23 protein-coding genes and 1 tRNA gene are annotated in these 22,084 nt (G+C 62.5%); 12 read left to right on the top strand and 12 right to left on the bottom strand.

Annotation, left to right across the window (positions count from 1 at the left end):
• The first annotated feature begins 83 nt into the window (after positions 1-83).
• Positions 84-827: a YebC/PmpR family DNA-binding transcriptional regulator gene (locus M9890_04205; protein ID MCO5176163.1), complete on the top strand. Its 744-nt coding sequence runs from the start codon at positions 84-86 to the stop codon at positions 825-827.
• Positions 828-945: 118 nt separating this feature from the next.
• Complete coding sequence (locus M9890_04200) at positions 946-1,938, top strand: cation diffusion facilitator family transporter (GenBank protein MCO5176162.1); 993 nt, start codon at positions 946-948, stop codon at positions 1,936-1,938.
• A gap of 28 nt (positions 1,939-1,966) precedes the next feature.
• On the opposite strand, the gene M9890_04195 is transcribed toward M9890_04200, so the two are convergent.
• From M9890_04195 to M9890_04185, 3 genes are all read right to left on the bottom strand, one after another.
• Positions 1,967-2,266 (bottom strand): hypothetical protein, encoded by a 300-nt coding sequence (locus tag M9890_04195; GenBank protein ID MCO5176161.1) that lies wholly within the window; start codon positions 2,264-2,266, stop codon positions 1,967-1,969.
• A 292-nt stretch (positions 2,267-2,558) separates the two neighbouring features.
• Positions 2,559-3,701 (bottom strand): polysaccharide deacetylase family protein, encoded by a 1,143-nt coding sequence (locus M9890_04190; protein MCO5176160.1) that lies wholly within the window; start codon positions 3,699-3,701, stop codon positions 2,559-2,561.
• Between the two features lie 23 nt (positions 3,702-3,724).
• Positions 3,725-4,405: an HAD family hydrolase gene (locus M9890_04185; protein ID MCO5176159.1), complete on the bottom strand. Its 681-nt coding sequence runs from the start codon at positions 4,403-4,405 to the stop codon at positions 3,725-3,727.
• Between the two features lie 193 nt (positions 4,406-4,598).
• Between M9890_04185 and M9890_04180 the strand changes: the two genes are divergently transcribed.
• The 3 genes from M9890_04180 (at position 4,599) to M9890_04170 (ending at position 7,710) form a co-directional block, all read left to right on the top strand.
• Entirely contained in the window at positions 4,599-5,219 is a 621-nt protein-coding gene (locus tag M9890_04180) for a PRC-barrel domain-containing protein (GenBank protein MCO5176158.1), read from the top strand.
• Between the two features lie 111 nt (positions 5,220-5,330).
• Positions 5,331-6,431 (top strand): aminotransferase class V-fold PLP-dependent enzyme, encoded by a 1,101-nt coding sequence (locus tag M9890_04175; protein MCO5176157.1) that lies wholly within the window; start codon positions 5,331-5,333, stop codon positions 6,429-6,431.
• 133 nt (positions 6,432-6,564) lie between these two features.
• Positions 6,565-7,710 carry an aminotransferase class V-fold PLP-dependent enzyme gene (locus M9890_04170; GenBank protein MCO5176156.1) on the top strand — a complete coding sequence of 382 codons (1,146 nt, stop codon included), beginning with the start codon at positions 6,565-6,567 and terminating at the stop codon, positions 7,708-7,710.
• On the opposite strand, the gene M9890_04165 is transcribed toward M9890_04170, so the two are convergent.
• Entirely contained in the window at positions 7,707-8,477 is a 771-nt protein-coding gene (locus M9890_04165) for a methyltransferase domain-containing protein (GenBank protein ID MCO5176155.1), read from the bottom strand. The genes M9890_04170 and M9890_04165 overlap by 4 nt on opposite strands.
• An 82-nt stretch (positions 8,478-8,559) precedes the next feature.
• Here M9890_04165 and M9890_04160 point away from each other — a divergent pair, with 82 nt between their 5' ends.
• A complete protein-coding gene (locus M9890_04160; GenBank protein ID MCO5176154.1) occupies positions 8,560-8,784 on the top strand; it encodes a DUF2905 domain-containing protein in 225 nt (74 codons plus the stop codon).
• Here M9890_04160 and M9890_04155 read toward each other — a convergent pair.
• From M9890_04155 to M9890_04140, 4 genes are all read right to left on the bottom strand, one after another.
• Entirely contained in the window at positions 8,781-10,355 is a 1,575-nt protein-coding gene (locus M9890_04155) for a hypothetical protein (GenBank protein ID MCO5176153.1), read from the bottom strand. The two genes, M9890_04160 and M9890_04155, sit on opposite strands and share 4 nt — an antisense overlap.
• Positions 10,356-10,365: 10 nt before the next feature.
• Positions 10,366-10,439, bottom strand: a tRNA-Cys gene (locus tag M9890_04150).
• Positions 10,440-10,599: 160 nt separating this feature from the next.
• Complete coding sequence (locus tag M9890_04145; GenBank protein ID MCO5176152.1) at positions 10,600-11,031, bottom strand: PIN domain-containing protein; 432 nt, start codon at positions 11,029-11,031, stop codon at positions 10,600-10,602.
• The gene (locus tag M9890_04140) at positions 11,028-11,294 is read right to left on the bottom strand and encodes a type II toxin-antitoxin system PrlF family antitoxin (GenBank protein ID MCO5176151.1); all 267 of its coding nucleotides are present in this window, start codon (positions 11,292-11,294) and stop codon (positions 11,028-11,030) included. Before M9890_04140 ends, M9890_04145 begins: the two co-directional genes overlap by 4 nt.
• 364 nt (positions 11,295-11,658) lie before the next feature.
• On the opposite strand from M9890_04140, the gene ispH reads away from it, so the two are divergent.
• Positions 11,659-12,615 (top strand): 4-hydroxy-3-methylbut-2-enyl diphosphate reductase, encoded by a 957-nt coding sequence (ispH, locus tag M9890_04135; protein ID MCO5176150.1) that lies wholly within the window; start codon positions 11,659-11,661, stop codon positions 12,613-12,615.
• Positions 12,587-12,961, top strand: a complete 375-nt coding sequence (locus tag M9890_04130; GenBank protein MCO5176149.1) for a hypothetical protein — start codon at positions 12,587-12,589, stop codon at positions 12,959-12,961. The genes ispH and M9890_04130 overlap by 29 nt, the downstream gene beginning before the upstream one ends.
• Positions 12,962-13,542: 581 nt before the next feature.
• On the opposite strand, the gene M9890_04125 is transcribed toward M9890_04130, so the two are convergent.
• From M9890_04125 to M9890_04115, 3 genes are all read right to left on the bottom strand, one after another.
• Complete coding sequence (locus M9890_04125; GenBank protein MCO5176148.1) at positions 13,543-15,057, bottom strand: leucyl aminopeptidase; 1,515 nt, start codon at positions 15,055-15,057, stop codon at positions 13,543-13,545.
• 168 nt (positions 15,058-15,225) lie between these two features.
• Positions 15,226-15,579, bottom strand: coding sequence for a hypothetical protein (locus tag M9890_04120; GenBank protein MCO5176147.1), 354 nt, complete (start codon positions 15,577-15,579; stop codon positions 15,226-15,228).
• Positions 15,580-15,857: 278 nt separating this feature from the next.
• A complete protein-coding gene (locus M9890_04115; GenBank protein MCO5176146.1) occupies positions 15,858-17,165 on the bottom strand; it encodes an MFS transporter in 1,308 nt (435 codons plus the stop codon).
• A 428-nt stretch (positions 17,166-17,593) separates the two neighbouring features.
• Between M9890_04115 and M9890_04110 the strand changes: the two genes are divergently transcribed.
• From M9890_04110 to M9890_04100, 3 genes are all read left to right on the top strand, one after another.
• Positions 17,594-18,466 carry a class A beta-lactamase-related serine hydrolase gene (locus tag M9890_04110; protein ID MCO5176145.1) on the top strand — a complete coding sequence of 291 codons (873 nt, stop codon included), beginning with the start codon at positions 17,594-17,596 and terminating at the stop codon, positions 18,464-18,466.
• A gap of 29 nt (positions 18,467-18,495) precedes the next feature.
• Positions 18,496-19,686 (top strand): CoA transferase, encoded by a 1,191-nt coding sequence (locus M9890_04105; protein ID MCO5176144.1) that lies wholly within the window; start codon positions 18,496-18,498, stop codon positions 19,684-19,686.
• Between the two features lie 572 nt (positions 19,687-20,258).
• A complete protein-coding gene (locus M9890_04100; protein ID MCO5176143.1) occupies positions 20,259-20,696 on the top strand; it encodes a DUF488 domain-containing protein in 438 nt (145 codons plus the stop codon).
• On the opposite strand, the gene M9890_04095 is transcribed toward M9890_04100, so the two are convergent.
• On the bottom strand, positions 20,679-20,936 hold the full coding sequence (locus M9890_04095; GenBank protein MCO5176142.1) for a hypothetical protein: 258 nt from the start codon (positions 20,934-20,936) through the stop codon (positions 20,679-20,681). The genes M9890_04100 and M9890_04095 overlap by 18 nt on opposite strands.
• A 723-nt stretch (positions 20,937-21,659) precedes the next feature.
• On the opposite strand from M9890_04095, the gene M9890_04090 reads away from it, so the two are divergent.
• A complete protein-coding gene (locus M9890_04090) occupies positions 21,660-22,040 on the top strand; it encodes a hypothetical protein (GenBank protein MCO5176141.1) in 381 nt (126 codons plus the stop codon).
• Positions 22,041-22,084 lie beyond the last annotated feature (44 nt).

The following is a 22,084-nucleotide window of genomic DNA, read 5'->3' as shown; positions in this document are numbered from 1 at the left end:
ACGGGTCGCATTACGAGTCGCCGGCGAGCGGCACCTGGCTGGTTGCCGCCCCGCGCCGTTCCGAGCAAGGGAGGACGACCGCGATGGCCGGACATTCCAAGTGGGCGCAGATCAAGCGCCAGAAGGCCGCAAACGACCACAAAAAGGGGCAGGTCTTTTCCAAGATCGCTCGTGAGATTTACGTTGCTGTGCGGGAAGCCGGGCCGAACCCGGATATCAACGTGCGCCTGCGTCTGGCAATGGAGCGCGCCAAGCGCGAAGGCATGGGCAGCGACACAGTCGAGCGTGCCGTCGCCAAGGGCAGCGGCGCGAGTGCCGACGGTGTCGAATATCAGACCGTCTTCTACGAGGGCTACGGGCCGGGCGGTGTCGCCGTTATGGCCGTTGCGCTGACTGACAATCGCAATCGCACCGCAGCCGAAGTGCGCCAGGCGTTTAACCGTCACGGCGGCGCGCTGGGCGAGACCGGCACGGTCGGCTGGCAGTTCGACACGATCGGCCAGATCATCATCGCAGCCGGTGAGGCCGACCCGGACGAGATTGAGCTGCAGGCGATCGACGCCGGTGCAACCGACGTAAGCAGCGAAGATGGCGAAGTCGTGATCACCACTGAGGCTGCTGAGGTGAACGCCGTTGCCGAGTCATTGCGCTCGTCCGGCCTGGATGTCGAAGCTGCGGATGTTACCCGCGTGCCGCAGAACCACGTCGACATCGAGGGCGCGCAGGCGCAAACGGCGATGAAGCTGCTGGAGGCACTTGAGGATCTGGACGATGTCCAGGAAGTCTTCACAAATGCATCGTTCACGGAGGAAGCAGCCGCGGTTTGAGCGGCTGCACTTCCTCAATTCGCCGCCGCTAATCGGCGAATTGCCCCCTGACTTCCGCCTCGCCGGTCGATAGACTCGGTATTCCGGCACTACAGCCGACCGGGCAGGCGGAGTCGTCATGGTGAAAATCGCGGAAAAGCAACGCACTGATGGGGCACGAACATCGTCGCGCCCGCAGTTCATTGCGCCTGCGGAACGCACGTCCGAAGTCCGGCGTATGCTGGCGATTATCCTGTTGCTGAATCTGCTCGTCGCCGTGGCGAAGATCGCGTTTGGCATGTTCAGCGGCTCGCTGGCGATCGCCGCCGATGGCTTCCATTCGATCCTCGACGCGTCCGGAAATGTCGTCGCCCTGATCGGGATCTCGATCGCCTCCCGCCCACCGGACCGTGACCACCCCTACGGCCACCACCGCTACGAAACGCTCGCCTCGCTGGCGATTGCCGCATTGATGCTGCTGGCGCTGTTCACGCTCGTCCAGCAGGCGTGGGGGCGCTTGCAGTCTGGTAACTCACCGGATGTGTCGATCATCAGCTTCGTCATCATGCTGGTGACGTTGGGTATCAACACCGGTGTGACGATCTGGGAGCGTCGGGCCGGCAAGCGGCTGGCCAGTAGCCTGCTGATGGCGGATGCACGCCACACAACCAGCGACATCTATGTGTCACTCTCCGTCATCGGCGCATTGATCGTCGTCGCGCTTGGCTATCACTGGGCGGACGCAGCGATCACACTGGTGATTGCGGTGGCCATCGCCTGGGGTGCCTGGGAGATCGTGCGCGATGCGACGTTTGTGCTGAGTGATGCAGTGGCAGCCGAGCCGGAGGAGATCGAGGCTGTCGCGCTATCCATTCCGGGTGTGCAGGGGACGCACAACATCCGGTCGCGGGGTGGCGAGGGCCGCACCTGGGTTGATCTGCACATTCAGGTCGATCCGGAAATGTCTGTCCACACATCGCACGAGATTGCCAGTGTGGTCGCACATCGGGTTGAGGAGAGTCTCGGCCAGCCGGCCGACGTCACTGTCCACGTCGAGCCGGCTGACGAAGTGCATCTGAGCGACGAGCGTGGTCACGATCCGTACAACGAAGCGGGCCGCTCACCCAAATAGCTGGACGCTCCGAAGCGTCGTGTGGGCGCTAGGCCATCGGGGTCTTGCGTGTGCGGTTGCGCGGTGCCTTGGCCGGGCCAAGCTGGAACACGACTTCGTCGTCTTCGGACGGAGTCAACCAGGTCAGCGACTTTCCGCGCAAGCGCGCGGCGCGGCTGAAGCGAATCTTCTCTCCGCGCTCGTAGCGTGTATCAATCTCAACCGCGACGACTTCACCATCGTTCGCGCTGTCGATGACCTCAAGATATGGCTGATAGTTGAAACCGGTTGACTTCTTGCTTCCGAGGAGCCGTTCGCGCTCTTCGCCGGTTACCATTCGGAATTTCATGGTTTCACCCTTTCATCGATAACTGCACGCGTATAGTACGTCGCTTGAGCAGCGTCATGGTACTCCAGACTGCATCAATAATCATGCACTATCTTGACCACCAGATGCACGCTTGGCTGTGCAACAGTGGTCGAGCAATTCGGGGTTTGCGGTTTCTGTGCGAAATCTGAGATGTTGCGAGCGTGCGTCCCGGCAAGAACGCAGCATGTTCATGCGGTTGATACTGCCCGTGCAGACACAGATACCTGCCGGGACGGAACGTCGTTCCCGACTGGTTTCCCCGTTGTGTCACTCAGTAGCGAATGATCTGTCGCCCGTTGGCCCTGGTTTCGTCGAATGTACCGACCAACCATGGATGGAGATCATTTGGAATCGTCAGGGTGTTTGGGTCGCCATCGCTGACGTACAGCAGGCCCGGATTGTCCTCAAATACGCCAAACCACTTGTTGAGCTCATCGTCGAACGCCTGGATGCGCGCCACCGCGTATTGGTCCCACTCGGTGCTGATCGGCACGACCGTCGGATTCGCACCGACCAGCAATGCCGATTGCCAGACAAAGTGCTGACCCTTGTAATCGAATCCACGGAAGAGCGTGTCGTCGCCGCCATCCGGATAGACGCCGAACGGCAACGTGATGGCGTCGATCGCTGCGCCGGGGACAAGCTGCTGAATCGCCATGTTCGCCTCGGCCAGCTGGTACATGATTTCGTCGTTCGTCAGTCCGGCCAAGCTGACGTGGTCGATTGTGTGATTGCCCAGCTCGTAGCCGTTGTCCACAAGCCATTGCAGTTTCATCTGGCCAAACTGCTGCTGATCCGGCTCGGCGGCCACGGTCGTCCAGTCAAACAACATCGTTGGCAACACAGCGAACTGCCCACCGCGACCGAAGTCCGGATACTTGCCAAAGAACGACTCCATGATGCCGACGGCGCAATCCGGGTCGATCAGATACTGCCCTGTGTCGAGCTGGATCAGCCGGAACTGTCCGGCCGGGCTGTCGTCGAACGTCAATGCCACCGGTTTCTTTCCCGCCGGCACGTTCAGCGTATCGTTCACGATGTCGCTCAGATTAACGACATAGAACCCATGATCGTAGAGCCACTGGAGATCGCCGCGCATTTGATCTGGTGTTCGGACAAATTGCTCCGGCACCGCGCCAATCTGGTGATACTCGAGGACCGGAATCTGTCCCAGCTCGTTCGGCTGGAGCTGCTGAATCTGTTCAGGGGTGAGCGGGCCAGGCGTCGGTGTTGTCAGATCCACCGGTGGCGCGGTTGGCTCAATCGTCTGCGTCGTCGCGGTTGTGTCCGCAGCGCCCACACCGGCTGGAACCGTTGACTGCGTCTGGTCTGTGGTGGGAGTTTGATCGTCCCCGCCGCAGGCTACGGAGGTGACCATGACGATGACCAGCAGTAATCCGAACCAACGGTTCAATGGTACCTCCGATAGGCTGAACGTTACGTTCTGATTCCGAGAAGAGGAAGCAGCTCCTGCAGGCTTGCGACGACGGCGTCCGGCGGCTCGCCGCCGGTCCATGCGCGCTCTCGGCGGGTCATCCAGACCGACCGCATACCGGCAGCGTGCGCCCCCGGGATGTCGTGTTCGATCGAATCACCGACGTAGATCGCGTCTTCCGGCCGATGCCCCGAGCGTTCCAGAGCGATGGCGAAGATGCGCGGGTCCGGCTTCCAGACGCCGACTTCCTCTGAGACGACGATGACCGGGAAGTGCGCCGTCAGATGGAACATGTCGATCTTGGCGCGCTGGATCGTTGTTGGCCCGTTGGTGATGATCCCGACGTTGGCGATCTCGCTGATCGCCGCGACGACCTCCAGCGAATCGTCAAACATCGCCAGGCCACGGTAGCGATCTTCGACAAACCGCGCGCGGGTCACGTCGGTCGCGTCGGGTGCGTCCACACCAAGACTGTCGAGCACGGCGGCGAAATGTTCGTCGCCCTCAGTCGGGTACGACATCGCCAGATCAACGGCAGCAGCGAGGTCGTCGGCAGCGGTGAACCACGGCTCAAGCGCGTGCTGCGTGCGGGTTCTTCGCGCGGTGCGATAATCGCACAACGTGTCATCGAGGTCGAACAGAACCAGCCTTGGCTGTGGTGTGAACGGCGCTGGCATGGGCATTGTCCGCGGCATCTCCATCAAACACGCCGACCACCCGGACCGACCGGCGCGGCATGAAGTCGTGCGCTACTGTGTCGCCGATGATACACGGGCATCTGGCATGCGGCCAAACCTGCACTTGGGGAATACGCCTTGCGTACCTGACCTGGGCCGGAGCTTCCGTCCGGCACACGACGACTGAGGAGGCAGATAGATGACCATTGAGCTCGGAGCAGACATCATCGGCTCAGACGGCGAGAAGCTCGGCATTGTCGACAGCATCGTCATGGACCCGGCCACCCGCCGCGAGCGCGCAATCATCGTCCGCAAGGGCTGGTTCTTCCCGACCGACAAGATCGTACCGATCGAGCAGGTCATTAATGTCGAAGAAGGCAAGGTGCATGTCCGACTGACCGAGGCCGAAGCCGACCAGATGATGGAGTACCTGGATTCGGATTACATCGTGCCGCCGGCCGGCTATTACGGTGCCGGTGGCTACATGTGGCCGTCGACGCCGTTCGTTACCGAGGACCTGATGGTCGACGACGAGGTCCGCGAGCGCATGCCGAACGCGATCATGCTCTCGGAAGGAACGATGGTCGTCGATAAGAACGAGGACGAGGTCGGGCGCATCACCGAGATCGCCAGCGATGGCCAGGGTCGCGTCCAGGGCTTCCGCGTCGAACAGGGCTTCTTCCGCCACCACGAGCGCTACATCTCGATCGCCCTCGTCGAGCACGCCGACGATGTCGTCGTCCACCTGTCGGTCGACAAGGACACCCTCACCGACGTCACCGGCGAGCCGCACGCCACCACGGCAGGACGCGAGGACTGACCTGCGGTACGATGCCGCCGTTCGTAGCAGCGGCATGCAGTAGACAGATGACGGGGAGGGCTTTGCGTGGCTCAATCGGTTGACCTTCAGACTTTGCGTGATGAATTTCCAATGGCTGGCGAATGGGCGTACCTGAACCACGCGGCCTATGGTCCGTTCCCGAGGCGTACCGTCGAAGCAGTCCACCGCTGGGCCGAGGATTTCGCCAGCCCCGGCGACTTCTTCGCTTCCGATCGCGAGTCGGTGCCGGACAAGGCCGCAGCGGCAGTCGCCAGCCTGGCCGGTACCAGCGGCGACATGGTCGCCTGGGTGCCGTCCCTCGCCGACGGCATGAACCTGCTCGCCCACGGCGTCAGCTGGAAGGAAGGCGACAACGTCCTGATCCCGACCGACGAGTTCCCCTCGGTCGTCTACCCCTTCCTCAATCTCCAGCGCCGCGGTGTCGAGATCCGCTTCGTCCCGCGTAACGCCGAGGGCCGCACCGATCCGGCCCTGATCGAAGCGGCGATGGACGATCGCACCCGAGCGCTGGCGATCTCGCACGTCGAGTATATGGACGGCTTCCGCAACGACCTGGTCAAGCTCGGCAAGCTCTGCCGCGAGCGCAACATCGAGCTGTTCGTCGACGCCACTCAATCGCTCGGCGCGCAGCCGGTCGACCTCGTCGGCACGGGAGTCAGCGCCGTTGCCTCGCACGGCTACAAGTGGCTGATGGCCGGGTTCGGCGTCGGCGTCGTCATCTTTGCCGAGGACGCGATCGAGCGCATCGACGTTACCTACGCCGGACGATCGGGGGTCAAGGTCGATTATGGAGATCACAACTACGCGCTGGACTGGCGCGACGGCGCTGGCCGCTACCAGACCGGCGGTCTGAACCAGCTCGGCCTGGCGGCGCTGCTCAGCTCGATGTCGCTCGTGACGCAGGTCGGTCCGGCCTGGTCGTCGGCCCACACGTTCGACCTCACGTCGCGCCTCGCCGAGGGCGTCGATGAGAAAGGCTACGACATCGCGTCTGACATGGACCCCGACCACCGCTCGCAGATCATCACCTTCACCAGTGGTGACCGCGACCGCGACAACCAGATCGTCGCCGACCTGGAAGCGTCGAAGATCTCCGTGACGCTGCGTGGGCGCGGCATCCGCGTCTCACCGTACTTCTACAACACCGCCGACGACATCGAGCGCTTAGTGCGCGCGCTGCCGCTGCGCTGATCAGATTACATTGCCCGATCGCATGGGCGTCAACACGACGCGGCGGCGAGAATCCGCCGCCGCGTCGTGGCAGGGCGGCGCTCGCATCAACCCCCGACTTGTTTTCACGAGCACCCCGCACAGGAGGTATCGAGTGTCCGAACCGATCGACGTGGAAGCGCTGCGGAGCGAGTTCCCGTTTACTGCCGAGTGGGCGTATCTCAACACCGCCTCGTTCGGCCCATTCCCTCAGCGCACCGTGCGCGCAACGCAGGCATGGGTCGCCAACATTGGCGATGCGCCGAACTTCTTCGAGACGGAGCGTCCCGACATCGCGGCAGAGACCGCTCAGATGATGGCGACATTGACCGGTTCGACGCCGGCAGATATCGCCTGGGTGCCGTCGCTGGCCGACGGAATGAACCTGCTGGCCCACAGCATCGACTATCGGCCGGGCGACAACGTCGTACTCCTCGAAGGCGAATATCCGTCGGTCGTCTATCCGTTTCGGAACTTGCAGCGCCAGGAGGTATCCGTCCGTCTGGTGCCGCGCAACGAAGCTGGCCGCGCCGACCTCGATCTGATCGCGGACAGCATCGACGACCGCACGCGGGCGATGGCGATTTCATACGTCGAATTCATCGACGGCTATCGGAACGACATCCAGGCACTCGGCGCACTCTGTCGCGAGCGTGGCGTTGAGCTCTTCGTGGACGCGACACAGGCACTTGGCATTCAGCCGGTCGACATGTCTGACTTCGGCGCGACTGCCGTCGTGTCCCATTGCTTCAAGTGGCTGATGGCCGGGTTCGGCCTCGGTGTCGTCGTCTTCGCTCCCGGCGCGGCTGAGCGACTACAGGTAACCTACGCTGGTCGTCTGTCAGTCCGCAGCCCGTTCGACGATCCTGAATATGCGCTCGACTGGCGCGACGGTGCTGCACGATTTCAGACTGGCGGTCTCAACGAGGCCGGAATGACAGCGCTCCATTCATCGCTTTCGCTCGTCACCGAAGTTGGTCCCGAGCGCAGCGCCGCGCATTCACTGGCGCTGCTGGACACGTTGGCCGAGGGCTTGACCGGCGCGGGCTATCAGATCGTTTCCGATCTCACACCGGCGCGGCGGTCGCAGATTCTGACCTTCACCAGCGGTGGCGCGACCGAAGATGACGAGATCGCCCAGCGTCTGAAGGATGCGCGCGTATCGGTGACGCAACGGGCGTCGGGCTTTCGTGTCGCGCCGTACTTCTTCAACACAGCCAGCGACATCGACCGGCTGCTCGAAGCGCTTCCAGTGCGCTAGCGCACGGCGCTCACGATCACGGCATGCAGATCGAAGCCGACCGGATCGGCAGTAATCGCGAAGAGATCCTGAAGCTCGGGCGCGGCAGTTGCCAGCAGCGTCCGAGCTTCGTCTTGGCGCTCCGGTGTCGTGCGTGCCCGGGCGAACCACTCGTCGACATGGATTCGCTCCCGCCGGTGTTCAACCGCCGTCACCCGCAGTCCGGCTGCTCCGAACCAGCCCTCGTACTCGCTGAGTCGTGGCTCTCGCCGGTGCGACGGATCGCGCAGCCAGTCGAGCCGGTTGATGAATTCGTCGGCAGCGTCATCCTCCGGCGCAACATGGTCGTCCAGCAGGACGATCCCACCCGGTTTCACGACACGCGCCATCTCGGCAATTGCCGCCGCTACATCCATAAAATGATGCGCGCAGTACCGGCAGACGACCGCGTCAAACGTCGCATCTGAGAACGGCAGCAGCTCCGCCGCGCCACGGACCGGCGCGAGCGCCGCGCCGCGCTCCTTTGCCAGAGCGCGTGCCTCCGCCAGCATCGCATGGGTCAGGTCCAGTCCGACGATGCTTGCCCCGGCAGCGGCGAAAGCCAGACCGGTGTGGCCGGTGCCGGTGCCGACATCCAGCACAAGCGCGCCCGGTGCAAGCGCCGCAAGCTCGACGAGCCGGGCGAGGTCCGCGCCCTGCGCGTGAATAGCGCTGGTCGTGTACGCGCTTGCTATCGGCGTGTAATGCTCGTCAGACCGCCGAATCTGCCGCGATGATGTCTCGCCCACCTGTCCTCCTCTGTCGGTCGTCGGCGCAGTGTAACCCAGCCGCCGCACACCTGTGGTTCGCTTGTTGTGGAAGGGATGCTGCATGAGCGAACGCGACATCGGCCTGCTCATCATCGCACTCGGTGTTCTGGCCATCCTCATCGGCTTGCTCGTGATGACTGGCGCGTTTTCCTGGTTCGGCCGGCTGCCCGGCGACATCCGAATCGAGCGTGGCAACAGCCGCGTCTACATCCCGCTGGCCTCGATGCTGCTCATCTCGATTGCCCTCAGCATCGTCAGCGCAGTCATCCGTCGATTGCTTGGCTAGCTGCCGGGCGCCGGCAGCTGGTCGATCCAGCCGTAGCGGAAGGTCTCGGCGAACAGCGGCCGCAGATCGACGGACGAGTAACGCTGCCAGGTTGACAGCAGATCCCACGGCGTGACGATGCCGAAGGCGTGCTCGGCGTAGACGTTCTGCAGCGCCGCCCAGAACGAGTCTGAACCCATCTGGTCCGCCACCGCGTACCAGAACCGCGCGCCCTGCTCATAGATCGAGTAGTACCACTGCCGGTCGGCACCAGACATCTCGGCCGCCGTCGCGTCAATCGGGTAGCGATAGCCACCCTCGACGACGCTCGGCACCTCCCTGAAACCGGTCGGCAGTCCGCGCTCGAAGAACTCCGCGCCGCCTTCGTCGATCCAGCCATCCAGTAGCGTCCGCGTGCCGATGATCCCGTACAGCCACTGGTGGGCCGTCTCGTGATAGATCAGTCGGTCGAGCGGCACGTAGGCCGTGTTGATGTAGATCAGCATCGGGAACTCAACTCCACCCGGCATCGACGGCCCGGCGTCGGCGATCCGGTAGGTCGCATAGGGATACGGACCTAGCAGCGCCGAAAGTTGATCCAGCGCATCCACCGCCGCCGCCAGAATCACCTGCTTCGTTTCGTCCGACGCGTTGACTGTATACAGCTCAACCGTCACGCCACCTGCCGAGACCGTCGTATCGACCGCATAGGCAGGCGAGATGGTCAGCGCGAAGTCGCGCACATCCTTGGCGTGCATCGCGTAGCGCACCCGGCCATCAGCTAGCTCCTCGCGACCGCTGATCTCGCCGGTGTGTGCGAACTGCACGCCCGCATCTATCGCCAGCGAGACATCAAACTCTGCGACGGCCGTATACGACGGGTCGAGCGTCGAGCTGAACGGGTGATCAGTCGAAATGATCGGGAACCAGTAGCCCAGCCGCAGCACCTGCCCGTCGCGCGAAGTGCCGCCCCAGCCGCTCGCCTCGTAGCCAACGTCCAGCCGGAAATCCAGCTCGATCACGAATGGCGCGGCCTGACCGCCCGGTACCGGTACAACCAGTATCACTCCATCGTTGCGCACCTCAGGCTCCATCAGTTGCCCCTGCACTGTCATCGCGTCCAGCGTGAAGAAGCCATCCCAGGCCGGCACAACCTGCAGGTAGAGCGCATCCGGCACTGCCCCGCGGAACTCGCGGATCGTCACCACCTCGTGCGCCTCAACCGCGCCGCTGCCGACATCCACCGACGTGATGTCCAGCTGGTAATGCGCATCGACGTCCGGCAGCCCAAGCGCCTGATCGGCAGGAGTCGGCTCCGGTGTTGGCGTGGCCGTTGGCTCCACCGTTGGGCTTGCTGTTGGCTCGGTGGTCGCCGTTGGAGGCGCAGTTGCGGTCGGTGGTGGGGGAGTTGGGGTCATTGTCGGCGGCGGTGTCGCAGTCGGCGCGCTGGTTGCTAGCGTCTCAGTCGCCGCGATCGCGACCGTCGCGCTAGGTTCCGCCTCACGCCGGTTCGGTCCACTGCAACTCGCCAGCAGCAGTGCCGCACAAAGCACAACGACGCCCGCAAACGCGGGCGCCGTCCACCGGCGCATCATTGAAACCTGGAGGCGTCGGGCGGATTCGAACCGCCGATCAGAGTTTTGCAGACTCCTGCCTTGCCACTTGGCTACGACGCCGACACAGAAGCGCGGTCGGATAGGGAGTTTACCATTACATCCTGACCCGGGTTGGCCCGCCCGCCCGATCTGATCGAGCGGGCGGGCAATATTCCAGTGAGCGTGCTCGTGTCAGATCGCTCACTGGACAGTTCTCGGAGAATTCAGACATGCAGAGTTTTCAGTCAGTCCCAGGTTCCAAGCGGGTGATTCCTGAGACTCGATCAAAATCAGTGTCATACGAGTAAAGCTCGGCTTGTTCCATTCGCTCGACGATGGCGATCGTAATAGCATCCTCAAAATCAAGATCAGTATGCGACGCATAGATGTCGAGCGCGCGAAGATACAGCCGCTTCTGAGTGATTTTCAGACCCGGCAACATCACAATGGCATTCAATCTTGCCACGATTTCGTCCGGTCTCAATCCAAACTGACGGCGCGAGGACAACACATAGACGATCTCCGCCAACACGGCTTCCGAAGTCGTGATCTCTTCCTCGCCGGTGCTTATGCGTTCAATCAACGCGCGGCAGGCTACGGCGCGAACCTGGTCAGCGTCTGTGACCGGTCGTACCAGGTAGCGAAGGAAGATGTTGGTATCAGCGAACCTCATCGGACTGACAGTGAACGGATCGTCCGTTCAGCCCGTTCCACCTTCGCCTGGCGAATTTGATCCTCGAAGTCTTGAGATTCATCCACCGGCTCAATTGAGCTAAATGCCGAAGCGGCGGTAAAGGCAACCGGAACGATCCTGACCTCACCATCCTCAACGGTGAACGCAACCTTGTCGTGTGGCCTGAGTCGAAGCATGCGTCGAATCTCAGCGGGTACGGTGATCTGACCGCGCTGAGTCATTGTCGTGATTAGTTCCTTCATATCGTTGCCCTCTCGACTTCCAATATCATTGTATCATGGACGTAGTCGTGTATTGTGAAACTATCAATGCTACTACATGCTACCCACGCATAGGTGAGGCGTTGCGCCTGGATACGCATGAGAATGTCTATTGAATCGACATGACGCGGTCCCACTACGCAACACCACGAAACTATCACCTGGGCCGAGGCGGCTCGGTTAGTACCGCAAGAGCGAGGATCGCAATCGTCTGGCCGTTCGCCTCACCGTTTCATTCACCATAACCCGCCACCCCGCTCCTGAATTCGTATACTCAGAGCGCCATACCCAGCCATCCTGTTGGGTTGCGGCAAGGAAGACCGGTCCGGAAGGGGATGCCACGGCCATGGGCGACCGACGAATTATTCTGGCGAACGAGATGGGTTACTGCTGGGGCGTGCGGCGCGCGCTGGAGATTATCCAGGATGCGGGCGACGTCAATAATCCAGTGGCGACGATTGGCGACGTGATCCACAACCCGCAGGTTGTCGAACGTCTGCACTCCAAGGGCGTCGATACGGCCACCTCGGTCGAGGAGGCAGCCAACCGCGGCTACAAGCGTGTGGCGATCACCGCCCACGGCGCCGGCCCGGAGCGCAAGGCCGAGGCGGAGAAGTTCGGGCTGGAGCTGATCGACACGACCTGTCCGCTCGTGACCAAGGTCCAGCGCATGGCGAACAAGCTCGCCAAGCAGGGCTACACCGTCGTCGTCTACGGCGATTACTTCCATCCCGAGGTCAAGGGCATCATGGCCTGGTCCGGAACGTCGCGCATCTATCCGGCAAAGAAGATCGCTGATCTGCCGTGGGACGCGCCGCGCGGCTCGCGCAAAGAGGGCGCGAAGACTCCTCCGCGCAAAGTCGCGATCGTCTCGCAGACGACGAAGAACACCGATGAGATGCTGCGCTTTGTCGCCGAGCTGACGGCGCTGGTGTCGCCGGAGGGTGGCGAGATCCGTATCACCAACACGATCTGCGAGCCGACCTTCGAGCGCCAGAATGCGCTGAAGCAGCTTGCGCGTGAGGCCGATGTGATCCTTGCGATCGGCGGCAAGAAGTCGTCGAACACGGCGCGACTGGCTGAGGTCGGCAACCTCATGGGTGTTCCGAGCTACCACATCGAACGGGCTGAGGATATCGACGTTGCCTGGTTAGAGGGCAAGGACGCCGCCGGTATCACCGCCGGTGCGTCGACGCCGGACGACGTGATTCAGTCGGTCATCGATTTTCTCGTCGGCTGCGGCTATCCCGCGCCGATAGGAGGGCTGCGCCAGGTTGACCTCGAAGCGACGCCAGCGTACTAGCAACCGGCGACTGCGCAACGCACGCGAGTCCGTCTCGCAGGCACAGGAGGCCGTCCAGCAGGTCGCGGCAGACCCGACCATGCCGGTCGAAATCGACCCGGCCAGCGAATTGTTCTTCGAGTACGCTGCTCCGCTGCTGCTCAACGCGCGCAACGAAACCGAGTTTCAATCGGCAGCCGTGATCGCCGAGTTTGTCTGGATGGCGACCGAGTTCGACGCCCAGACGCAGGCGCTCATGCTGCAGGACTTCATAGCCGACAGCCAGGTCCCTGAAGAGATGATCCCCTGGCTGATGGACGTGTTCACCGAGCTGGCCGAGCGCAAGATCGCACTGCTGGGCGGCTGAGGGCGAATCCTCCCGTGCAGTGCGTTGGAGAGACAATCGGCGTCCTATCCCCCGTACGGACAGGACCCGGCCTGTCCTCGCCGTGAGGCGACCCTCCCGGTTCGGTTGACGGCGGCCTCTACGTGTCGCCACGCGTCTGCCCCAAAATGTAGGGGCGTATCGCATACGCCCGGCCAGATACATGACCATCCATAATGGGCACCCGGACACTGTGGCTGTCGATTCGATCAGGTCGTGGTGTTATACGGGCGTATGCGATATGCCCCTACATTTCGACGGCCATAACGCATGTTCGTGATGCGCGGATGTATGCAGACCCCCAGTCACGCGGGTTCAGTGGTTGGAAGGTTGCACTTCGACGCGGGAGGGTCGCCTCACGGCGAGGACAGGCCGGGTCCTGTCCGTACGGAAGATTTGCGCGCTTTCTTTGCCAATCAGTGCACGCCTGCGGGAGGGTCGCCTCACGGCGATGACAGCGCCAGCGCTGTTCCTGGGAACGGATTTGCGCGCTCATCCTCGCAACAACGAAGCACCCCTGCGACAACTCGCAAGGGTGCTTCGTTGCTAACGCAGGCTGCGCTCTATGCGCGCGCCTTCGCTTCCAGGTAGTTCACCAAAGCGCGGACGCCGATGCCGGTCGGGCCCTTCGGCGTATCGTCGCGTGCTGAGTCGGTGTAAGCTGCGCCGGCGATGTCGAGGTGTACCCAGGGCTTGCCCTCGGTGAACTCGGCCAGCAGCAGCGCGGCAGTGATCGCGCCGCCGCCACGGCCACCGCTGTTTTTCATATCGGCGATGTCGCTCTTGATCTGCTTCTTGAGCGCGTCCCAGAGCGGCATGTGCCAGAACAGGTCTCCCGCCTCAGTGCCGGCGTCGACGACCCGTGCCGCGAAATCGTCGTCGTTGGAGAAGACGGCGACCGACTCCGCACCCAGCGCGATCATCTTCGCGCCGGTCAGCGTCGCCAGGTCGATCATCTCGTCAGCACCTTCGCGGGCGGCATAGACGAGTGCGTCGGCCAGGACAAGGCGGCCTTCGGCGTCGGTCGAGATGATCTCGATCGTCTTGCCATTCAGTGCGGTCAGGACGTCGCCGGGGCGGAACGCGGTGCCGCTGGGCATGTTCTCGGCGCTGGCGATGATGCCGTAGACGGTGAAGGGAAGGTCCAGTCCGGCGACGGCGCGCATCGCGCCGAGGACGGCTGCCGAACCGGCCATGTCGGTCTTCATCGTCTCGATGCCGCCGGTCGGCTTCAGGTTCATGCCGCCGGTGTCGAACGTGATGCCCTTGCCGACGAAGGCGATGGTGCCCTTCGATTCGCCGGACGGCGTGTAGGTGAGGTGCAGCAGGCGCGGCGGGTGGACGCTGCCCTTGCCGACATCGACGATCGCGTTCGCGCCCATCTCGGCTAGCTGCTTCTCGTCGTACTCACGGTAGTCGAGCTCGTTGTCAGTCGCCATCTGCTTCGCGGCGGCGGCCAGTGTCTCGGGGTAGATCGTCTGGCCTGGCTCGGCGACGAGGTCGCGGGCCAGGTAGATGCCCGAGGCGATGGCGAACCCTTCGGCAACACCCTTGCGGGCCGCATCGGTTTCGGTGGTCAGGAACGTCCAGGAGTCGATGCCGCTGGCTTCGCCGCGGCTGGCCTTGTAGCCGCGGAAGTCGTAGCTGGCCAGCAGGACGCCCTCGATCGCAGCGCGGTAGCGCGCGACTTCGCCTTCGGATCCGCCCGGCGCTGGGGCGGCAATGTTCTTCGCGCCGGCCTTCGCGGCGGCAGAGACGGCTGCGCCGTAGGCACGCCGCGTCTCGGTGACGCCAGCGCCCGAGGCGGGCAGGCCGGTGACAACGATGCGCTTGGCCGGCAGACGGCCCAACGTCGGAATCGTCAGTGTCGAGCCGACCTTGCCGTCGAAGTCGGCGTCGGTTAGCGCCTGACGCAGCGCACCGTCGAGCGCGCCATCGACGTCAGCAAGAGGGCCCTGCCATGCGTCGTCGCCTGGCGGGACTGCGAGGATGAGGGCGTCGGCGGTCGATGCGGTCGGGCTATCGGCGGCGAAGGCGAGCGTGATTGTTGGGGGCTGGCCGGTTGTACGGGCAGGCATGCAGGTCCTTTCGATCATCTGCGGCGGATCGGAGTGCTCCGAGCGGGGTCGGAGGCTGCCGCATTCTACGCCAGAGTCGGCGGGAAAAGATGAAGCCGACGATTTGTGTCGTCGGCTTCCGTGTCTCGATCGCGTCGAATCGCGTCCGTTGTTGTTGTGAAGAGAAGATCAGTCCGTTCCGTCAGCGTCACCAATGACGCGGATCTGCGTCACCTGGACGACCTCAGTTACCGTGATCTTTGGTGGTGTGGTAACCGGGTCTGTTGATGATGGTGCCAACGGCTCTGTGGACTCGCCGTTGTGCGTGATTGCGGCGATTTGTCGACGGGTCTGCTCGGCCATCCGTGGGGATTCGACCGGTGCGACTCGCCAGTTATGCTCCGTCTTCCAGCATTCGCCGGGACCTTCAACTTCAAGGCACTTCGCGACGTCGTCGTCAGTTCGGAGCGCGTACCCCAGTGAGCAGCGCATGGTCGCAAAGGCTTGCGTGTTACGCGGTCGCAGGCGAATCCGCGATAGCATCGAACAACCACATGGGAAAGACTCGCCGTTCTCCTGCGAGTCAAACCACCCGCTCTCACGAGTGTCCCCGAGCTCGGACGCGGACTCCTCGCGCGATCGTCGTTGTTCACGACTCATCTGCGCACCTGTCCGCTTGTGCATACCCCCGTGTTGGGACATCGCGGCCACCGTGGCCGCTCACGCCAGTTTCCCAGCGTGTCGGCGATCCGCAGGTTCTCCCGTTGGATGCCGCCGATGCACCCATTATAGAGCATCGGTACAGATGCCTCGCCGGGCGCTTAGTTCGCTGCCTCTTCGAGCCTCGCGGTAACGCTGCCGCTGAGCGACATGACGCCGTTGTCGCGCTGGCGCAGCGGCGACGCTACCACCCAGATGCTGGCCAGCAGCATGCCCAGACAGCCGACGATCAGCGTCTCACGCAGCCCGATCAGCTCGCCGAGGAATCCGCCGATGATCGATCCGATCGGGATCATGCCGCCGCCCAGAAACCGGTAGGTTGCCGTCGCGCGGCCGAGCAGGCGCTCCGGCACCAGTGTCTGGCGCACGCTCACTTCGTTGACCAGCGCAATGATCAACGCCATCCATTGCAGGAACTCGGCTGCCAGTACCATCGGTACTTCCAGCCGCGACACGCTGACGGCCAGCGGGACGAGCATGCCGAAGATGCCGAACAGCGACCGTCCAACGATGATCGCGCGCCCGACGCCGATCCGCCGAGTCATTGGCCCGGCAATGACTGCGCCGATGACCGCGCCGACGCCGCCGAGGCTCAGTACCAACCCGACCTGCGTCGAGCTGAAGCCGAGGTCGTTCAGCATATAGAGGACATACACCGCCAGGAAGATGTAGCCGAACAGGCTGACCATCGCCGACGACAGCAGGATCGCCCGCAGCCGCGCGTCGGCCCAAACGATGCGGATGCCCTCGCTGATGTCGCGGCGCAGATGCAGGCGCTCCGTCTTTTCGGGTTCAGGTTCGACCGCCGTGATCCGGCTGATGAACAACGCCGAGACGAGGTACGACGCCGTGTTGATCAGCAAGGCAGCTGGAGCCGTCAGCACGCCGACGAGGATGCCGCCGAGCCCCGGCCCTGCCACCTGCGCCGTCGACGCGCTGCCCTCCAGTCGCGCATTCGCCGAGACGAGGTCCTCGCGCAGTACGATGCTCGGCATGTACGAGATGTAGGCGACGTTGAAGAACAGCGTCAGCGCGCCGTTGATGAAGGCGACGAGGTAGAGCAGTTCCATGCGTAGCGCGCCGAATGCCCAGGCCAGCGGCACTGTGGCGAGGACGATCGCGCGAGCGATGTCGGTCCAGACCAGGATCGGGCGGCGGCGAGTGCGGTCGATTGCGACGCCGGCGAGCAGGCCGAAGACGAGCGCCGGGGCGGTACCGGCTGCGCCGAGCAGACCCATCTGGCTGGCTGTCGCATCGAGCGTGACTGCCGCGGCCAGCGGCAGCGCGACGGTTGTGATCTGCGCGCCGAATTGCGAGACGGTCTCAGCCGCCCACAAGTGCAGGAAGTGGCTGTTCTGTCCGAGCGATGAACGGCCGGAGCGGCGCGCCCGCCGCCGTATTGGAAACATGGTGGGATCTCCCAAACGTCGTTGGGAGAGGGATCAGTGCGCCCTCTCCCGCTGTCCACTGCGCAGTTGTCAGGACAGCGGGGTGTCGCTCATTTTGGTGAATGGCTCGGGCTGCCAGTACGGCTGCCGCGATGCAAGTCGGCGCACGGGCTGAAGGCTCCAGGATTCCCCAGCGGGGCAATTCAACCTGCGGATTTTATGTGGGCAACGTGCTATCCGACAACCTGTACTCCTGCGCCCACTGCTAATTCTTCCTCCGCCAGCACACGTTGTAGCACTACGACTGCGACGATCCTATGATCTTAGCCGCAACCTGCTCGACCACACTGTTCCTCATTGCGTCGTCTCCAAGAGCCGGTATTCTACTGGCGGGTCAATGCGTGGCCATTTGCAGTGAATGAGGAGAATCTGTGGACGCACAGCAGATCGTGGATAGGTTTCAAGAGCGGGTCGCCGATGTCGAGGGTCGATTTGGCCTGGCTGCCTGGCCAGTGGGTAAGCCGGAGCAGGCTATCGGGCTGAACATGGACGAGTCATTCCCGACCGCCAGCGTCTTCAAGGTGCCAGAACTCTACGCGCTGTACCAGATGGTCGATCGCGGCGAAGTCGACCTGACGACGCGCATTCGCGTTGAGCGCGAGCACCTCGTGCCCGGCTCGGGCGTGCTGCAGGATCTGGGCCCCGGCCTTGAGCCGACGATTCGCGACCTCGCAGTCCTGATGATCGTCCTGTCGGACAACCAGGCGACCGACATGCTCTATTCGATCGTCGGCGCGGACCGCATCCACACCGCGATGGACGAGCTGGGGCTACATCGCACCCGCGTCCCAATGCCGACCAAGCAGCTGCTCTTCGACTACGTTGGACTGGACGTGAACAACCCCGAGCACACCTATGAGATGTCGATCGAGCGCATGCGCAACGATGAATTCAACTATGACAGCCCGGCCTGGTCGGACGTGGACGGCAGTGGCAACGACCTGACGACGCCGCGCGAGCTGGCTCGACTGTGCGAGGCGATTGAGCAGGGTGTCGGCCTGAGCGCTGCTTCGCGGGACGATATGCTGGACATCATGAAGCGCCAGAAGTTCAACGATCGCATCCCTGCTGGTGTGCCGGAGAAGACCATCGTCGCGCACAAGACCGGCTCGCTCAAGGGCGTACGCAACGACGCCGGCATCGTCTACGCGCCATCCGGCCCGTACACCGTGGCAATCTTCTCCAAGCGCCTCGGCGACGAGAGCGCCGGAATTCAGACGATGGCCGACCTGTCGAAGATCGTCTGGGAGACATTGTCCTAAGCGCGTAACCGCAGTTGGTGGGAGGGAACGTGGAGAACCAGGGGCCGTTGACCGGCATCCGTGTCGTTGATCTGACGCGCGTCATGTCCGGACCGTACTGCTCGATGATGCTAGCCGATATGGGCGCGGACGTCATCAAGATCGAAGCGCCCGGCAAGGGCGACGACACCCGCGCCTGGGGCCCGCCCTGGGTCGATGGTCCGGACGGCGCGCGAGAGTCTGCCTATTACCTGTCGGTCAACCGCAACAAGCGCTCGATCGTCCTCGATCTGAAGAGCGACCTCGGCCGCGAGGCGCTCTGGCGATTGATCGATCAGGGCGATGTGCTGGTCGAGAATTTCTCGCCGGGCACGATCGGCCGTCTCGGCTTCAGCGCTGAGAAGGTGCTCGAACGCCGCCCGGAGATGATCTTCTGCTCGATCTCCGGCTTCGGTCAGACCGGCCCGGCCAGCGGGCGCACCGCCTACGACCTGATCGTCCAGGGCATGAGCGGGATGATGAGCGTCACCGGCCCTCCGGGGCAGCCGACCAAGTTCGGCGTGCCGATCGCCGACATCGCCAGTGGGATGTTCGCGTCGTATGCCATCGCGTCGGCGCTATACCGCCGCGAGCGGACTGGCAAGGGCCAGGTCATCGACACCTCGATGCTCGGCGGCCAGATCGCGCTGCTGTCGTATCAGGCGGCGATCTACTTCGCGACCGGCGGGACACCGCCCAGCACCTGGAATGCGCACCCGATCGTCGCGCCGTACGAGACGTTCCCCACCAGTGATGGGTTCGTCAACATCGCCGTTGGCAACGATGGACTCTGGAAGCGCTTCACCGACGCGATGGGTATGGCCGAAGCTGCCGCCGACCCGCGCTTCCAGGACAACTCCGGCCGCATCACGAACCTGCCGGCGCTCCGCGAGGTCATCACCGCCCGCTTCGCCAGCGTCTCGACCGCCGATGTGGTCGCCACGCTCGACGCCGCCGGTGTGCCCTGCGGACCAATCTACTCCGTCGATGAGACGTTCGCCGACCCGCACGTCCAGGAAGTCGGGCTGGAGCGCAGAATCGAACACCCGACGCTCGGCGAAATCTCCGTCACCGGCTTCCCGTATCGTCTTTCTGAGTCCGACGCCACCTTGCGCACCCCGCCCCCGCTGCACGGCCAACACACGGCTGAGGTGTTGAGTGAGCTTGGGTTTAGCGAGGAGGAGATGCGTGCGGCAACGTGAGCTTGCTGAGGATCTGTAATGCCTGCTGACGGACCGACAAGAGTGGTGTACACCATAGGCCACTCAAACCAGACAGTCGAACATTTCCTCAATCTGTTGCTGGCGCATCACATTGAGGTGCTTGTTGATGTCCGCTCAGCCCCGTATTCACGCTACGCTTCGCAGTTCAACAGGCCGAACCTGGAACAGACGATCAACGGCGCGGGTATGCAGTACGTGTATATGGGGCATGAGTTGGGGGGGCGACCCGCCGATACCGCGCTCTATGACTCGGAGGGTCATGCCGACTATGAGCGGATGTCCGAGACGACGGACTTCCGTACCGGCATAGGTCGGCTGAAGACCGGCCTTTCTCGCGGAATCACGATTGCGCTAATGTGTAGTGAAGAAGACCCGTTGGACTGCCATCGTCGTTTACTCGTCGGAACAGTCTTACGGCGGGATGGTATAGAGGTACGACACATTCGTGGCGACGGACATATTGACGACGAGGATTCACTCCCGCAAACTATGTTTGACCGACCGCAGCAAGCAGGGTTGTTTGAGGATTTGGCGCAACAGAAGCGTGCGACGTGGAGATCTACACTATCGGTTTTACCCAGAAGACGGCCGAGCAATTCTTCGGACTCCTGAAGTCTCATGAGATTGAACGGCTCGTTGACATCAGATTGAATCCTGGCGGCCAGCTTTCCGGTTTCGCAAAGCAGGCTGACCTGGTGTACTTCCTGCGCGAATTGTGTGCGGCGAGCTACGTACACGAGCCATTGCTCACACCGACGAAGGAACTCCTGAAGGGGTATCGAGACCGGCGCTATAGCTGGCCAGACTACGAACGTATATTTGACCAGATCATGGTCGACCGCAAGATTGCGGACCTGCTCGATCGCACGCAGTTTGAACAGCGATCAGTGCTGCTTTGTAGCGAGGCGACAGCTGACCAGTGCCACCGTCGCCTTGTAGCGGAGCATTTGGTGCGTGCCTGGCCTGGCACCTCAGTGACGCATCTGTGAACCGTGGGTACGCAAATCGTTGTTAGCCACTTGACGAAGATGAGGCCAGGCTTCATCTGCGTGGCCGGCACCGATACGGCGACCCATCGACATATCCGACCACTGACAAACCAGAATCTGCAACTGAAACATCTCACCAATGTCGGCGGCCCATTTGCTATTGGCCGCATCGTGGATTTGGGTAAGGTCCGACATATTGGGGAGTTGCCCGAAGTTGAAGATCGGCATTTCGTTGAACACCGACTCCGGGCTGTTGGTTCGATGCGATCTGACCTCTTCTGGTCTGGCCTGATGGAATCTGCTGAGACGTATCTGCAGCGGATCTTCGGCTCAGATCTGCATCCCATGGGAGAAGGGCGGTCGTGCGCGGTGGCGGCGCACAAGGGCGTTGCGTCGCTTGGATACCTGATCCCAACAGAGATTCAGGATTTGCGACTCGTTCGGAGAGACGATGAATTTGGTTCGCACGACACGTTGCGGATGAGCGTGCAGGTAAATCGACGCGAGTTCGATTTGCCAGTCACAGATCTCCGCTTCTGCGGTATGCGCGAAGACGGCCTGGCATGGGTTGTCTATCGCGATCTCGTTGACTCTGTCATCCATCGCATTCGGTCAGGTGTACCCGTTGTCCTTGCAGTCGGTCTGACACGCGCATTCAAGCGCCGCTCGAACGAGCAACCAATGCACTGGCTGCAGGTGAACAATATTCATTTGGAGGATGATCCACTGTGGGGTCTCGAATCGTTAGCTCGCGATGCATCAGCGTCTCTAAGGGACCGTGACGTTCGGCTGAGTTGAAACCAGTCAAAGCAACAATCTGATGCTCCTCGCGATCTACCTTATTGTTGGAGTTGACCCATCAAGTATTGCGCAAACAGGACATTTGAAACGCGAAACAATACCATAGAGCGATAGGGTCAGGTTGGGCGTGCATTGCCCGCCTGACGTAATGAGGTTGGTCATATGGTGGCGGAAGCAGGTTTCACCGGCGACGGCATGAGAATCGATCCAGACCTGCGCAGCGCGGTTGATTCGTATCTGCGTCACGGGTATTTCGTTGCCCAACTCTCCCCGGCTGCGGCGCGAGTCGTGAAGCCGAAGCGGTTCAACGTCATGGCCGCTGTGCTCTGGCTCCTCTTCTTCGGAGGCGGCCTGTTCATCTATCTGATCTACTACGCGACCAGCCGGGATGAGATTGTCGATATCGTTGTAACCCCCGGCGGACAAGTCCAGGTTAATCGACAGGGACCGACGCCGGGGGAGACTGCCCTCGGCGTCGTCGTCATCCTCATCATTGCCATCGTGGTGATTGTGCTGCTCGCCGCTGTGTTCTCGTTCTTGTAAGAAGGTCGACATATTCAATAGCGGCGCATCCCCCCGCCGCTTTG

Source organism: Thermomicrobiales bacterium, from assembly GCA_023954495.1.
Taxonomy (GTDB): Bacteria; Chloroflexota; Chloroflexia; order Thermomicrobiales; family CFX8; genus JAMLIA01.
The sequence above is the reverse complement of the archived record's forward strand: the minus strand, read 5'-3'. Positions and strand labels throughout refer to the sequence as shown.